Origin of the sequence: Paraburkholderia fungorum, from assembly GCF_046026025.1 — a bacterium.
Classification (GTDB): Bacteria; Pseudomonadota; Gammaproteobacteria; order Burkholderiales; family Burkholderiaceae; genus Paraburkholderia; species Paraburkholderia fungorum_E.
In genome coordinates this window covers 62,805-76,322 of sequence record NZ_JAQQFL010000037.1, presented here as the reverse complement: position 1 = coordinate 76,322, position 13,518 = coordinate 62,805, and the positions used below count along the sequence as shown (strand labels likewise).

The 13,518-nt window shown below is 63.7% G+C and carries 10 protein-coding genes; 6 read left to right on the top strand and 4 right to left on the bottom strand.

Annotated elements, in window-relative coordinates; genetic code table 11:
* Positions 1-77: 77 nt before the first annotated feature.
* The gene (locus PQR67_RS31285; RefSeq protein WP_408466672.1) at positions 78-458 is read left to right on the top strand and encodes a helix-turn-helix domain-containing protein; all 381 of its coding nucleotides are present in this window, start codon (positions 78-80) and stop codon (positions 456-458) included.
* The gene (locus tag PQR67_RS31280) at positions 455-1,840 is read left to right on the top strand and encodes a HipA domain-containing protein (RefSeq protein WP_408466671.1); all 1,386 of its coding nucleotides are present in this window, start codon (positions 455-457) and stop codon (positions 1,838-1,840) included. The genes PQR67_RS31285 and PQR67_RS31280 overlap by 4 nt, the downstream gene beginning before the upstream one ends.
* A gap of 104 nt (positions 1,841-1,944) precedes the next feature.
* Here the strand turns inward: PQR67_RS31280 and PQR67_RS31275 are convergent, their stop codons facing one another.
* Positions 1,945-2,226 carry a DUF4148 domain-containing protein gene (locus PQR67_RS31275; protein WP_408466670.1) on the bottom strand — a complete coding sequence of 94 codons (282 nt, stop codon included), beginning with the start codon at positions 2,224-2,226 and terminating at the stop codon, positions 1,945-1,947.
* Positions 2,227-2,537: 311 nt separating this feature from the next.
* Between PQR67_RS31275 and PQR67_RS31270 the strand changes: the two genes are divergently transcribed.
* Genes PQR67_RS31270 through PQR67_RS31260 form a run of 3 tightly spaced genes read left to right on the top strand, consistent with a single transcriptional unit; the run spans position 2,538 to position 8,667 of the window.
* Positions 2,538-5,807: an efflux RND transporter permease subunit gene (locus PQR67_RS31270; protein ID WP_408466669.1), complete on the top strand. Its 3,270-nt coding sequence runs from the start codon at positions 2,538-2,540 to the stop codon at positions 5,805-5,807.
* 19 nt (positions 5,808-5,826) lie between these two features.
* Positions 5,827-7,146 (top strand): efflux RND transporter periplasmic adaptor subunit, encoded by a 1,320-nt coding sequence (locus PQR67_RS31265; RefSeq protein WP_408466668.1) that lies wholly within the window; start codon positions 5,827-5,829, stop codon positions 7,144-7,146.
* A gap of 27 nt (positions 7,147-7,173) precedes the next feature.
* Positions 7,174-8,667 (top strand): efflux transporter outer membrane subunit, encoded by a 1,494-nt coding sequence (locus PQR67_RS31260; RefSeq protein ID WP_408466667.1) that lies wholly within the window; start codon positions 7,174-7,176, stop codon positions 8,665-8,667.
* Here PQR67_RS31260 and PQR67_RS31255 read toward each other — a convergent pair.
* From PQR67_RS31255 to PQR67_RS31245, 3 genes are all read right to left on the bottom strand, one after another.
* Positions 8,648-10,231, bottom strand: a complete 1,584-nt coding sequence (locus PQR67_RS31255; RefSeq protein WP_408466666.1) for a heavy metal sensor histidine kinase — start codon at positions 10,229-10,231, stop codon at positions 8,648-8,650. The genes PQR67_RS31260 and PQR67_RS31255 overlap by 20 nt on opposite strands.
* A complete protein-coding gene (locus PQR67_RS31250) occupies positions 10,231-10,908 on the bottom strand; it encodes a heavy metal response regulator transcription factor (protein ID WP_408466665.1) in 678 nt (225 codons plus the stop codon). The genes PQR67_RS31255 and PQR67_RS31250 overlap by 1 nt, the downstream gene beginning before the upstream one ends.
* Before the next feature lie 122 nt (positions 10,909-11,030).
* On the bottom strand, positions 11,031-11,954 hold the full coding sequence (locus PQR67_RS31245; RefSeq protein ID WP_408466664.1) for a LysR family transcriptional regulator: 924 nt from the start codon (positions 11,952-11,954) through the stop codon (positions 11,031-11,033).
* A 217-nt stretch (positions 11,955-12,171) separates the two neighbouring features.
* Between PQR67_RS31245 and PQR67_RS31240 the strand changes: the two genes are divergently transcribed.
* Positions 12,172-13,479, top strand: coding sequence for an MFS transporter (locus tag PQR67_RS31240; protein WP_408466663.1), 1,308 nt, complete (start codon positions 12,172-12,174; stop codon positions 13,477-13,479).
* Positions 13,480-13,518: the final 39 nt, after the last annotated feature.

Below are 13,518 nucleotides of genomic sequence, written 5' to 3'. Positions count from 1 at the left end.
TTGAACTAATGTTTCCCGATTGAGAAATAAACGAGGAAAACGCAGAGATTCTGCCTTTCTTTCCAGATAGAGAAACTATGGCACGTTCACTCGACTCCCCCGGCCCCAAACCGGCCCCGCAGGCCCAGGACCTCGGCGAGCTCGGTGAACTGGTGCGCCATCGCCGGCTTGAACTGGGGTTGCGTATCGATGATGCGGCCCATGCGTGCGGTGTGGCGGCAAACGTCCTTTCGCGGCTGGAGAACGGCAAGCCTGTCGGCGCCGACAGGCTCCTGCGCGTGTTGTCAGGGCTTGGCCTCGCCATGCTCGTGACGAGCAAGGAGGAGGCGATGTGGTATGGGCCTGCGCGCCCCCTCAAGATTGAAGGAAGCACTGCTGCCCCTGGACGGTCCAGCATGTCGCACCCGCCGGCGGCATCAGCAACGGATGATGAATGGCTGGATGACGACGAAAAATGACCTCGACCCACTCCCTTCACGTGTCCACGCGCGGCGACGCCGTCGGGCAACTCGAGTTCCAGTCGCGGGACGACCGCTACGGCTTCGCGTATGCGCCGACCTGGCAGGCCAACCGGCAGGCGTACTACCTCGCGCCGTCCATTCCGCTCGACCGCGCGCCTGACAATTCGGGCTCCGTGCACCGGTTCCTGGAGAATCTCCTGCCTGAGGGGCGCGCGCTCGATATCGCGTCGCTCTTCAGTCAGGTTTCCAAGGCCAACACCTTCGCGCTGATCCGCCTGTTGGGTCGGGAACCCGTGGGCGCGTTCAGTTTTCTAGCCATGGACGCGAGCCCGGAAGAAGCGGCGCGCATGGTGCGCGAACAGCAAAGCGAACCCGTGCGGCGTCGCATCACAGACGAAGAACTGAATGAACGGATCCGCGAGCGCGACGCCATCCCTTTTCCCGTGTGGGACGGGAAGGTCCGCCTGTCCCTGGCCGGCTACCAGGACAAGCTACAGGTACTCGTTGAAGGCAAAAACCTCTCGCTTGCCGACGGTGCGCTCAGTTCGACTCACCTGCTCAAGCCGGAGAGCCGAAACCCATACATGACGTGCATGGTGGCAAACGAGCACTTCTGCATGACCCTGGCGGCGCGGATGGGCCTCCCGGTTGCGCCAGTCGTGATTCGACGCATCCCGGAACCGATATTGCTTATCGAGCGGTTTGACCGCCGTGTCGTATGGGATAACGAGTCAGGCTTCGCGAACGCCGTCGAGCGGATGCACATCATCGACGGGTGCCAGGCGCTTGATTTGCCTTCGACATACAAATACGAGCGCAATATGGGTGGGCACGATTCGCGGCACATCCGCGAAGGCGTGAGTTTCGAACGCCTCTTCACGTTACTCGACAAGATGGTCACGCCAGCGACAGCGCGCCCATTCCTGATCCGTTGGGCTGTACTTCAGTTGCTCCTCGGCAACAGTGACGCACACGGCAAGAATGTCTCTTTCCACGTTACGGCTGCCGGACTTACGCCGGCTCCGCTCTATGACCTCGTATCCGTCAACGTATATGGCGACCGCGTCGAGAGCGACATGGCGATGGCTTACGGCGACGCGTTCACGCTCGCCGAAATTACCCCATTTGCGCTCGCAGATTTTGCACACCGCACGAACACGCCTCCTGCGCAACTTGCGCGCGAAATAACGGCTATGTCCCGTGCGGTCCTCCGGCATGCGCCGGACCTTGCCGCGTCAGACGTCTACGTAGGCGATGAGCGTGGGCTGGTCCAGGAGATTTCGGGCTTCATCAGCGCGCAGGCGCATCGGCTTATCGAGCTTGCGCCGCACATACCCAAGGTCGATCCGGACATGTTGCAGTCAGCAGCCCGAATCTGATCGACCGTCGCGCTGCGGCCGCCCCTGAACGCGACGTCATGCGTGTCAGGGGGACCGATAAGAAAACAAGGAAAGGCCAACACCGCAGGCAAACCGCCCCACCATCAGTCAGCAACCGCCTTACCCTGCCCCGCAGGCGTCGCAGCCGTTTTCAAAGCGCCATCCGTGTGATGCTGAATAGCATAAATCTCCCGATTCCTCGCAATCTCCGCCGCCGTAGGCGGATAGTCGTTATTGGGCGCCGGCACGAGCCCTTCAGCCTGAGCCTGCTGCAACTGGGCCATGACATCGGCCCGCGTCAAACCTGACGGATTGGACTGAGCAAATGCATTCGCGCCGAACGGCAAACTAAGCGCGGCAACGGCAATAGCGGTAAGCAATTTCATGATGTCTCTCCGATGGAAGTGTGTGAACTGAGTGGCCTGAACCACGCTTCCTATTCTTGTCATTTCAGCTGTCGGAGCACTGACTCGCGGATTACCGTTTTGTTATCTACGCACCGCGCTTGAACGAGAAACCCAAACTCACAAAACCAAAACCAAACGCAAACCCCAGATAACAGAACGGTAATCTACCCGACCACCCACGGTAAGCCCCCTCCCCCCACACTCCTGACTCACAAAGAAGCCCGCGTCACGCCTCGCCAGGCACTGAAACAGGACGCACGCCTCCCTCCGCCTCTTTTCAGGAAACCGTCATGTGGATCGTCAAGCTCGCGCTGAGCCGCCCATATACCTTCGTGGTTCTCGCGGTGTTGATCTTTATCGTCGGCCCGCTTGCGATACTCCGCACGCCGACAGACATCTTTCCGAACATCGACATCCCGGTGGTCAGCATTGTCTGGACCTATAACGGCTTTTCCGCCCAGGACATGGCCAACCGCATCACCTCGAACTACGAACGTGCGCTCACCTCCGACGTCGACGATATCGAGCACATCGAGTCGCAATCGCTGAACGGCGTCTCGGTGGTGAAGATCTATTTCCATCCCGGCGCGGACATCAATCGCGCGATTGCCGAGGCCGCCTCCAATTCCGCGTCGATCCTGCGTGTACTGCCGCCTGGCACGCTGCCGCCGAACATCATTACGTACAACGCATCGACGGTGCCGATCCTGCAACTCGGACTCTCCAGCAACACGCTGTCCGAACAGCAGCTCTACGACCTCGGCAACAGCCAGATCCGCACGCAACTGGCAACCGTGCAAGGCGCCTCGGTGCCGCTGCCGTTCGGCGGCAAGGTGCGGCAGATCATGGTCGATATCGATCCGCGCGCGTTGCAGGCCAAAGGCCTTGCCCCGCTCGACGTGGTCAACGCCGTCAACGCCCAGAACCTGATTCTGCCGGGCGGCACCGCGAAGATCGGCACGAAGGAATACAACGTGCAGATGAACGGCAGCACCGACACGGTGGCCGCGCTGAACAACCTGCCGATCAAGACGGTGGCCGGTGGCGTGGTGTACGTGCGCGACGTCGCCCATGTGCGCGACGGCTATGCGCCGCAAACCAATATCGTGCGCAACGACGGCAAACGCGCCGCGCTCCTCACCATCGAGAAATCCGGCAGCACCTCCACGTTGACCATCATCCAGCAGGTCAAGGCCATGCTGCCGCATATCGCGGCCGGTTTGCCGGGCGCACTGCATATCACCGCGCTGTCGGATCAATCGGTGTTCGTGAAGTCGGCGGTGGTGGGCGTGGCGCGCGAAGCCGTGATCGCGGCGGCCCTGACCGCCTTGATGATCCTGCTGTTTCTCGGCAGCTGGCGCGCCACGCTGATCATCGCGGTATCGATTCCGCTTGCCGTACTGACCTCGCTGATCGCACTTTCCGCGCTCGGCCAGACCATCAACATCATGACACTCGGCGGGCTCGCGCTCGCGGTGGGGATTCTCGTCGACGATGCCACCGTCGCGATCGAAAACATCACACATCATCTGGAAAACGGCGAGCCGTTGCACGACGCCATTCTGAACGGCTCGGGCGAAATCGCCGTGCCGACCTTCGTCTCGACACTGTCGATCTGCATCGTGTTTGTGCCGATGTTTCTGCTCTCCGGCGTGGCCCGCTATCTGTTCGTGCCGCTCGCCGAAGCGGTGGTGTTCGCGATGATCGCGTCGTACTTCTTCTCGCGTACGCTGGTGCCGACCCTGGCAATGTATCTGATGCGTGCACGCAGTAACGCGCCAGTCACGGGCAACGGCCCGATTGCACGCCTGATCCGCTTCCAGGCTGCCTTCGAACATCGCTTCGAGAGCTTGCGCGAACGCTATCGCGGGGTGCTCGGCTCGGCGATTGCGACACCGCGCCGTTTCATCGCCATCTTCCTGTTGCTGTGTATCGGTTCGCTTGCGCTCGTGCCGTTCGCCGGCCGCGATTTCTTCCCTGCGGTCGATACCGGCGAGATTCGCCTGCATCTGCGTGCGCCGACTGGCACGCGTATCGAAGACACCGCGCGCATCACCGATGAAGTCGAAGCACGTGTGCGCAGCGTGATCCCGAAACAGGAACTGGCGGCCATGCTGGACAACATCGGCGTGCCGGTGAGCGGCATCAACCTGACCTACGATTCATCCGACCCGATCGGCCCGGAAGACGCCGACGTGATGATCACGCTCGCAGCCGGACACAAACCCACCGCGGCCTATGTGGCGACGCTTCGCACTACGCTATCCAGAGATTTCCCCGGTGTCACGTTCGCTTTCCTGCCCGCCGACATCGTCAGCCAGATTCTCAACTTCGGCCTGCCCGCGCCGATCGATATCCAGATTGTCGGCAACAAGCTCGACGCCAATCGCGTCGTGGCGAACCGCTTGCTCGGGCAACTGCGCGGCGTGCGCGGTCTCGTCGATGCGCGCATCCAGCAGCCAGGCGACGAACCTGCGATCAACGTGAATGTCGACCGTACGCGGGCCATTCAGGCCGGTCTGTTGCAACGTGACGTATCGCAGAACCTGCTGATCGCGCTGTCCGGCAGTTCGCAGACTTCGCCGAATTTCTGGCTCGATCCGAGCAACGGCGTCAGCTATCCGCTGATGGCGATGATGCCGCAGTACGACATCAACTCGCTGCAGTCGCTCGCCAATATTCCGGTCGCGCAGAGCGGCGCCGCGAATGCAGGCGTGAATGCGGGCACGAACGCAGGCGCGACGGCGGCGTCCGTTGCGGCAAACGGCAACGGTCCCGCACCGCAGAACCTGCTCGGCGCGTTGAGCACGCTGACACGCGGCACCCAGCAAGCCGTCGTTTCGCACTACAACGTGCAGCCGGTGCTCGATATTTTCGCGTCGACACAGGGGCGCGACCTTGGCGGCGTGGCGACCGACGTGACCCGCCTCGTCGATCAGATCCGGCCGCAGTTGCCTCCCGGCGCGTCGATCGTGGTACGCGGCCAGGTCCAGGCGATGCACGATTCGTTCAGCGGCCTCGCCAGCGGTCTGGTGTTCGCGATCGCCCTCGTCTATCTGCTGATGGTCGTCAATTTTCAGTCGTGGCTCGATCCGTTCATCATCATCAGCGGTCTGCCGGGCTCGCTCGCCGGCATCGCGTGGATGCTGTTCAGCACCGGTACGAGCGTGAGCGTGCCGGCGCTGACCGGCACCATTCTGTGCATCGGCATTGCCACGGCTAACAGCATTCTCGTGATCAACACCGCGCGTGAGTTTCACCACGGCGGCAAGCCGCCGCTGCAGGCCGCACTCGAAGCGGGCTTCAGCCGTTTCCGGCCGGTGCTGATGACCGCGCTTGCCATGTTGATCGGCATGCTGCCCATGGCGCTCGGACTCGGCGACGGCGGCGAGCAGAACGCGCCGCTTGGCCGCGCGGTGATCGGCGGCCTCGCGCTCGGCACGGTGTCCACGCTGCTGCTTGTTCCAGTCGTCTACGGGACGGTGCACGCGTGGCTCGACAAACGCCGCGCGGCTCGCACCGCCGCACAGGAATCCCGCGTTCCCGCCCGCACACTTTGACTTCGACGAGAACATGCTCATGAACAATTCATCACTGCCACCCGAGCTCGGCGACGGTTCCGAACCGGCCCTCGAGGCGGATCGAGTCGCCGAGGCGACCACGCTCAACGACGGGACCCATGCAACCGGGCCTGCCCCGCTTTCGAGCGCCAACGAAGACGTGACCGCCCGCGCTGCCGACCAGCCCACTAGCCCAAAGCCGCGCCGCCGCCTGTGGCCGCTCGCATTGACCGGCCTCGCCGCCGCGCTGCTGATCGCCGGCATTGTGCCGCGTCTGCACGCAAGCGCCGCGCTCACGCAACAAACGCAAGCGCAAAGCATGCTCAGCGTGTCCGTGGTCATGCCGCGCCCCGCGCCGGCCGTCCATGAGTTGCTGTTGCCCGCCGCGGTGACGCCGTTCGCCGAAGCATCGATCTATGCGCGCACAAGCGGCTACCTGGCGCACTGGAATGCCGACATCGGCGCCCAGGTGAAAGCCGGTCAGACGCTCGCCACGATCGATGCGCCCGATCTGGACGCGCAACTGCGCCAGGCCCGAGCCGACGAAGCCACCGCGCAGGCCAACTTCGACTTCGCGAAGACCACCGCACAGCGCTGGCAGGAGATGCTGAAAACCCAGTCGGTCGCGCAGCAGGACGCGGATACGAAGGTCAGCGACATGGAAGCGCGTCGCGCGATGCTGGCGTCGGCGCAGGCCAACGTCGCGCATCTGGCCGAACTGGTGTCGTACGAAAAGATCACCGCGCCGTTCGACGGCACGATCACCGCGCGCAACGTCGATGTCGGCAGTCTGGTGACGGCGGGCGGCACGCCCGGCACGCCGGGTATGTCGGGCGAGCTGTTTCATATTCAGCAGACCGGCGTGCTGCGCGTGTTCGTCGACGTACCGCAGAACGACGCCCCCTACGTCACGCCCGATACCGGTGTGTATCTGAGTGCCCAGCAGTATCCCGGGCGGCGCATTGCCGCAAGAGTGGCGCGTACGACTGGCTCGATCGATCCGTCGAGCCGTACGCTGCGGGTCGAGGTCGACGTCGACAACAAGGATGGCGCGCTGATGCCGGGCGCTTACGCGCAGGTGCATCTGCAGTTGCAGTCCAGCACGCCGGCGCTCGATCTGCCGGTGAGCGCTCTGCTCTTTCGTCCGGACGGCGTGACGGTTGCCGTCGTCGACGGCAACGGGCGTGCGGCGCTCAAGACCGTGCAGATCGGCCGCGATTTCGGCACGCATGTGGAAATCACCACGGGGCTCGCCGCGACCGACCGCGTGATCGATAACCCAGGCGATTCGCTGAGTACCGGCCAGCTCGTGCAGATCGCGCCGGCCACGCATGGCTGAGCGCCTGTCATCGAAAGGATGAGCCGAATGTCTCCCCTATCTTTTTCGCGCCCGTTGTTGCGCCGTTCGTTTGCCGCCGTGCTGATCGGCGCGCTGCTGAGCGCCTGCTCGACGTTGCCGCCGTATCAACGCCCCGCTGCCGACATCCCCGCGCAGTACGCAGGCACGGTGCCGGGTTGGGCCCAGGCCGCACCTGCCGACACCACACCTCGCGGACCCTGGTGGACAGTCTTCAACGATCCGGTGTTGAACCAGCTCGAAGCGCGTATCGACGTCTCGAATCAGACCGTGCGCAAGGCGGTCGCGCAGGTTCAGCAGGCGCGTTCGATGGTGGACTATCAGCGTGCCGGTTTCTTCCCGACCATCACTGCCGGTGCAGCGCAGGACCGCTTCCGGACCTCGCAGAACGTCGAGGGCAAATCGCTCGCGGGCAAAACCGTGCCCGACTATTCGGCGGGCGTGTCGGCGAGCTGGGAGCCGGATCTGTTTGGCCGCGTGCGCGATAGCGTGGCCGGTGCGCAGGCCGATGCCCAGGCGAGCGAAGCCGACCTCGAAGCCGTGCGCCTGTCGATGAGTGCCGATCTCGCCATCGACTATTTCTCCCTGCGCTCGCTCGACACGCAAAAGACGCTGCTCGACGACAGCGTGAGCGCCTACGCCGCCGCCTTGAAGCTACTACAGCAGCAACTGAAAGACGGCGCGATCGATGCCTCCGCGGTTGCTCAGGCCACCACCCAACTCGAAGCGACGCGCACGCAAGACACCGATATCGACGTGACGCGCGCGCAGATGCAGCATGCAATCGCCACGCTGATCGGCGAGCCGGCCTCGACCTTCACCCTGCCGCCGAACGGCTCGGCCGCAACGCCGCCGGCGATTCCCGTTGGGGTGCCGTCGCAACTGCTCGAACGACGCCCCGACATCGCCGCCGCCGAACGGCGCGTGGCGTCGGCGAACGCGCAGATCGGCGTGGCGCACGCGGCTTTCTTCCCCGATCTCGTGCTGTCGGCGAGCGTGGGGCTGGAAAGCACTTTCTTCGCGCCGTGGTTGAGTGCGCCCAGTCTGTTCTGGTCGCTCGGCCCGCAACTGGTCGGCACGCTGTTCGACGGCGGCAAGCGCACGGCCAGCCTGCATGGCGCAACGGCGCAATACGACGGCGCGGTGGCGGATTACCGGCAATCCGTGCTGGTTGCCTTCCAGCAGGTGGAGGACAACTTGTCCGCCCTGCATTCACTCGCCGACGAAGCCGCGAGCCAGCAACGCGCGAGCACGGCCGCCGATCTGTCGTTGCGGCTCACGACGAACCGTTTCAACGCGGGCGCGGTCAGCTATCTCGACGTGGTCACCGCGCAGACGATTGCGTTGACGAACCAGCGCAGCGCGGATCAGATCGCGGCGCGGCGGCTGGAGTCGAGCGTGTTGTTGTTGAAGGCGCTGGGGGGCACGTGGCATGACCACGACAATGGCGCGTCGGCGGGTGTAACGGCTGCCCAACCAAGCCTTAAATCCGCCGGAACGTAAGGATGAAACGCGTGCTCTGCGCGTCGCTCTGCGCATGCACCAGGCCGCCATGCAACTCCATGATCGTGCGGACAATGGCAAGCCCCAGTCCGCTCGAACCCGTGGACCCTTGCGGTGAGCCCGCAGACGGCAGCGCACTGCGCGACGGATCGATGCGATAGAACCGGTCGAAGATCCGTTCGAGATGCTCGGGGGCGATCGGCTGCCCCTGGTTCGACACGGTGACGCGCACCGCGTCAGCGAATGCGCGAACCTCGAGCACGATCTCGCCGTCTTGTGGCGTATAACGAATCGCGTTGGCAAGCAGATTGCTGACGGCGCGGCGAAACAGTTCGAGATCCGCCGTCAGCATCGCCGCACCGGTGACCTGCACCCTGACATGCGCGTCGTCGGCGATGCCTTCGAAGTATTCGGCGATTCGCGTCAGTTCCTGCGCTGCGTCGAACTCGCGCATATGTTTGACGAACTGCGGATGCTCGGCACGGGCAAGAAACAGCACGTTTTCGATCATTCGCGCCAGACGATCGCATTCCTCCAGATTCGATGCGAGCAGCGATTCATATTCGTCGGTGGAGCGTGGCCGGGCGAGCGCGACTTCGGCGGCGCCCCGCATGTTGGCAAGCGGCGTACGCATATCGTGCGCGAGGTCGGCGGTGAAACGCGACAGGTGCTGAAAACCTCGGTCGACGCGTTCGAGCATGGCGTTGAGCGCATTCACCAGGGCGTCGAGTTCGCTCGGCACCCGCGCCACCGTGATCCGCGTATCCAGGCGATTGACCGTGACGCGGGCGGCACTCGCCGCGATATCGCGCAACGGCCGCATGGCGGCGCGAATCAGCAGATAGCTCAGCAGCACCGCCAGAATCACGCCGGCCGCGCCTGCAAGGTTGAGCTTGTCGCGATAGCGGTCGAGCAGCCGCCAGCGGTCGTTCATGTTGCGCGCGATCAGCACGGTTGCCGTGTCGCCGTCGCGCAGCCTCGCGTCCGCGAGAATCCCGCGGATCGGTGCGCCATGGCGGCCGGTCCAGGTGCCGATATCTACTTCGGTAATGCGTGCTGACGCGGCAATACGCGTGAGCGGGGGCAATGCGGCGATCGTCTCGACGCCGCCCGCTTCGGCGGTTTCATCGGGATCCTGAGTATCCGTTTGCGCGTTTGCTTCGCCCGGTTCGCTTGCCCCTTCGAGTGCGCTGGAAGCATTCGGGGCGTTCGGGACTGTCGAAGCCACGCTGCCCGTCGTACCGCCAGGCGCCGGGAATGTCTCTCCGGCGTTGTGCTCGATCGCCATGCTTCCATCCGGGCCGAACACTTCCATCGACATCGCTTCATTGCCCAGCACGAGACTGGTCAGCCGGTCGCCGTGCTCGCGAATTCCTTTTGCTGTATCGAGCTCCTGGGCGAGCCGCCGCGCATGACGCGCGGCCAGCACGATGTCGAGATCGTCCTGCGCCTTGATCTGCTTTTCCAGCGCAAGGTACAGAAAACTCCCGACCAGCACGAAAACCGCGAGCGTGGTGACACCGAAAGCAAGCGCAAGCGTTGCGGCGAGCGAGCGGCCGCGCATCAAGCGGCGTCCTTCAGTTCGAGCACATAGCCGACCCCGCGCACCGTGTGAATCAGCTTGATGGGAAAGTTATCGTCGATCTTGGTGCGCAACCGACGGATCGCCACTTCGACGACATTGGTGTCGCTGTCGAAATTCATGTCCCACACATACGACGCAATCTGTGTGCGGCTTAGCACTTCGCCCTGGCGGCGGGCCAGCAATTGCAGCAGCGAAAACTCGCGGGGCGTGAGATCGATGCGCGTGCCGCCGCGTTTCACGCGCCGTCGATTGACGTCCATTTCCAGATCGCCCACCTTGATCAGTTCGCTTTCGCGCGGCGGACCCCGGCGCGCCAGCGTACGCACCCGGGCCAGCAATTCGACGAAGGCGAACGGCTTCACGAGGTAATCGTCCGCGCCCAGCTCGAGGCCGCGCACACGATCGTCGACGTCGTCGCGGGCGGTGAGGAACAGCACGGGCGTGGCACGCGTGCTGCGCAATGTCTTGACGATGGTCCAGCCGTCCATGCCGGGCAGCATCACGTCGAGCACGATCACGTCGTACTCTTCTTCCTGCGCGAGAATCAGCCCTTGCGGGCCGTCGTTCGCGACGTCGACCGCGTAGCCGGATTCTTCCAGGCCTTTCTTCAGATAAGCCGCTGTTTTGAGCTCGTCCTCGATCACCAGGATTCGCATGGGGAGTGCTCCGCTGTGCTTGATCGTCAAATCATACCGGCAAGCGAAGCGCGTGATGATTACGATCCGGTAATGTTGGCCGCACACGGTGGCTGGCCATACCGCTCGCAGAAAGCCCCGGTTTAACCGGCCGCCGCACCGTTGAACATCGACATCCTTTCCAGCATCCAGCGCAGCAATTCGTCCGCTGCGGTGGCGAGCGGTCGCCCGGCCCGAACCAGTATCCGGGCCTTCGCCGAGGCGAACAGCGGGTAGTCGATCGGCAACGCAACCAGTTCACCCGCCGCGATTTCGTGCATCGCGGCGAAGCTGCCCATCAACGCCGCCCCCTCGCCCTTCTTCACGAAGCGTTTGAGCACCGTCAGCGAGTTGGTGGTGAGCGTTGGGCGGATCTGCACGTTATCGGCGAAGGCGAGCATCTGCGCGGCCTGCCCGAGACCGAACGCCGGCGGCATCAGTGCGAGCGGACACTGGAGCATCTCATCGACGCTGACCGGCCCGCCGCGCACCGCCAGCTGATGCCCGGCGTGCACGAGCAGCACGACAGGCTGTGGCGAGGTCGCCCGGTATTCGATGTGCGGGTCACCCGGCGGGTTGTACGCCAGCCCGATATGGGCGCGGCTTTCGACGACTTCGCTCACGATATCGTTGACCGCCAGCGTTTCCACCGTGATATCGAGCTTCGGATAGCAAGCGCAGAAGTCGGTCAGCACCTCGTCCATCAGGCCGTCGATATAGCCTTCGCTGATCGCCAGCCTGATATGCCCCTGCTGCAGCCCATGGAGCGCCTGCAAGCGCTGTTCGAATTGTTCCTGCTGCGCCTGGCAGCCGCGCCAGAACTCGATCAGATGCTGCGCCGCTTCGGTGGGCGCGACGCCGCGCGCGCGGCGCTCGAACAGCGGCGCGCCGATCTCCTCCTCCAGCAGCTTGATCTGCCGCGTGATCACCGACGCAGCCGTGTTCAGCCGGTCTGCCGCGCCGCGAATCGAACCGTGGGTGAGCACTTCATGGAAATAGCGCAAGCGGCGCTGGTTGATTTCCCGCATCGTCTGGTTCCCTTGGGTTTTGGTTTCGCCGATGTCCCCGATGTCTCGCTAATCATCGAGCGTTGCCCTATAGGCAACATTACTTCACTTTAGTTGCTCTTGCTACCCGGTTATTGGTTACCGACTATCGGCACGCGACCTGAAACACAATCGATACCCAGTTATCGCCCGGTCGTTCCCTGCCCGCCGCTCGCAACCGTTCCCCTGGAGGCTGTCCGTGTCCGCTATTCCATCGAATCCGAGTGCCGACGAGGCCACCGCGCTTTACAGCCGTCTCAACTGGCGCCTGTTGCCGTTCCTGCTTGTCTGCTATCTGTTTGCGTGCCTCGACCGGCTCAACATCGGCTTCGCGAAACTGCAGATGCAAAGCGATCTGGGTTTTTCCGACGCGGTCTACGGCGTCGGTGCCGGCATCTTCTTTCTCGGCTACGTGCTGTTCGAAGTACCAAGCAACCTGCTGCTGCCGAAAGTGGGGGCGCGCAAGACGATCAGCCGCATTCTGGTGCTGTGGGGCCTTACGTCTGCGTCGATGCTGTTCGTCCACAACGTGCCGATGTTTTACGGGCTGCGCTTCCTGCTCGGCGTATTCGAAGCCGGTTTCGCGCCAGGGATGATCTTTTACCTGACCCTCTGGTACGGCGAAGCGCGCATGGCGCGTGCGATCGCGACCGTGATGATTGCTGGGCCGCTCAGCGGCGTGGTCGGCGGCCCGTTGTCGACGTGGGTCATGACGGCCTTTGCGGGCGCCTATGGACTCGCCGGCTGGCAATGGATGTTCCTGGTCGAAGGGTTGCCGTGCATCGTGCTCGGCGTGATCGCGTGGTTCTTCCTCGTCGATCGTCCCGCCGATGCGAAGTGGCTTTCCGCCGACGACAAACGCGTGCTCGACAGCGGACTGGGCGCACCGCCCACGGCGCATCACTCATTCGGCCAGATCGCGCGTGATCCGCGCGTGTACCTGATGGCGATCGCGTACTTCTGTGTGATCTGCGGCATCTATACGGTCAATTTCTGGCTGCCGACGATTCTGAAAGCCGACGGCGTGACCGACACGATGCAGATCGGCCTCTATTCGACGATTCCCTACATTGCCGCGGTGCTCGGCATGTATCTCGGCGGCCGCAGTTCGGATCGCCACGGCGAGCGGCGTTGGCACAGCGCGGTGCCGGCGCTCATCGGCGCGGTGTCGCTGGCTGTCGCGACGCTGGCGAGCGGGCATCTCGTGATGTCGCTGCTGTTCATGACGATCGCCACGGCGATGATGTGGGTCTCCTACACCGTCTTCTGGGCCATTCCGTCCGCGTATCTGAAGGGCGATGCCGCCGCCGGCGGCATCGCGTTGATCAACACCATCGGCCTGTTGGGCGGTTTTCTGAGCCCCACGATCATCGGATGGGCCAAGACGGCAACGGGCAGCCTGCAGGCCGGCCTGTACGTGATGGTCGCGCTGCTGGCGCTCGGCGCGCTCCTGCTGGTGATGAACCGCCTGCCTTCGCGAACCCCCGCGCAGGCTCGCGGAGGCTGACACGGCTGACTCGCCGACTCATGGACATGCCGGCGCGAT

What these genes read in the sequence shown, in the direction of transcription:
- PQR67_RS31260 (WP_408466667.1), top strand. Translation starts at nt 7,174, where the DNA reads ATGTCTCCCCTATCTTTTTCGCGCCCGTTGTTGCGCCGTTCGTTTGCC.
- PQR67_RS31280 (WP_408466671.1), top strand. Translation starts at nt 455, where the DNA reads ATGACCTCGACCCACTCCCTTCACGTGTCCACGCGCGGCGACGCCGTC.
- PQR67_RS31265 (WP_408466668.1), top strand. Translation starts at nt 5,827, where the DNA reads ATGAACAATTCATCACTGCCACCCGAGCTCGGCGACGGTTCCGAACCG.
- PQR67_RS31255 (WP_408466666.1), bottom strand. Translation starts at nt 10,231, where the DNA reads ATGCGCGGCCGCTCGCTCGCCGCAACGCTTGCGCTTGCTTTCGGTGTC.
- PQR67_RS31285 (WP_408466672.1), top strand. Translation starts at nt 78, where the DNA reads ATGGCACGTTCACTCGACTCCCCCGGCCCCAAACCGGCCCCGCAGGCC.
- PQR67_RS31270 (WP_408466669.1), top strand. Translation starts at nt 2,538, where the DNA reads ATGTGGATCGTCAAGCTCGCGCTGAGCCGCCCATATACCTTCGTGGTT.
- PQR67_RS31245 (WP_408466664.1), bottom strand. Translation starts at nt 11,954, where the DNA reads ATGCGGGAAATCAACCAGCGCCGCTTGCGCTATTTCCATGAAGTGCTC.
- PQR67_RS31275 (WP_408466670.1), bottom strand. Translation starts at nt 2,226, where the DNA reads ATGAAATTGCTTACCGCTATTGCCGTTGCCGCGCTTAGTTTGCCGTTC.
- PQR67_RS31250 (WP_408466665.1), bottom strand. Translation starts at nt 10,908, where the DNA reads ATGCGAATCCTGGTGATCGAGGACGAGCTCAAAACAGCGGCTTATCTG.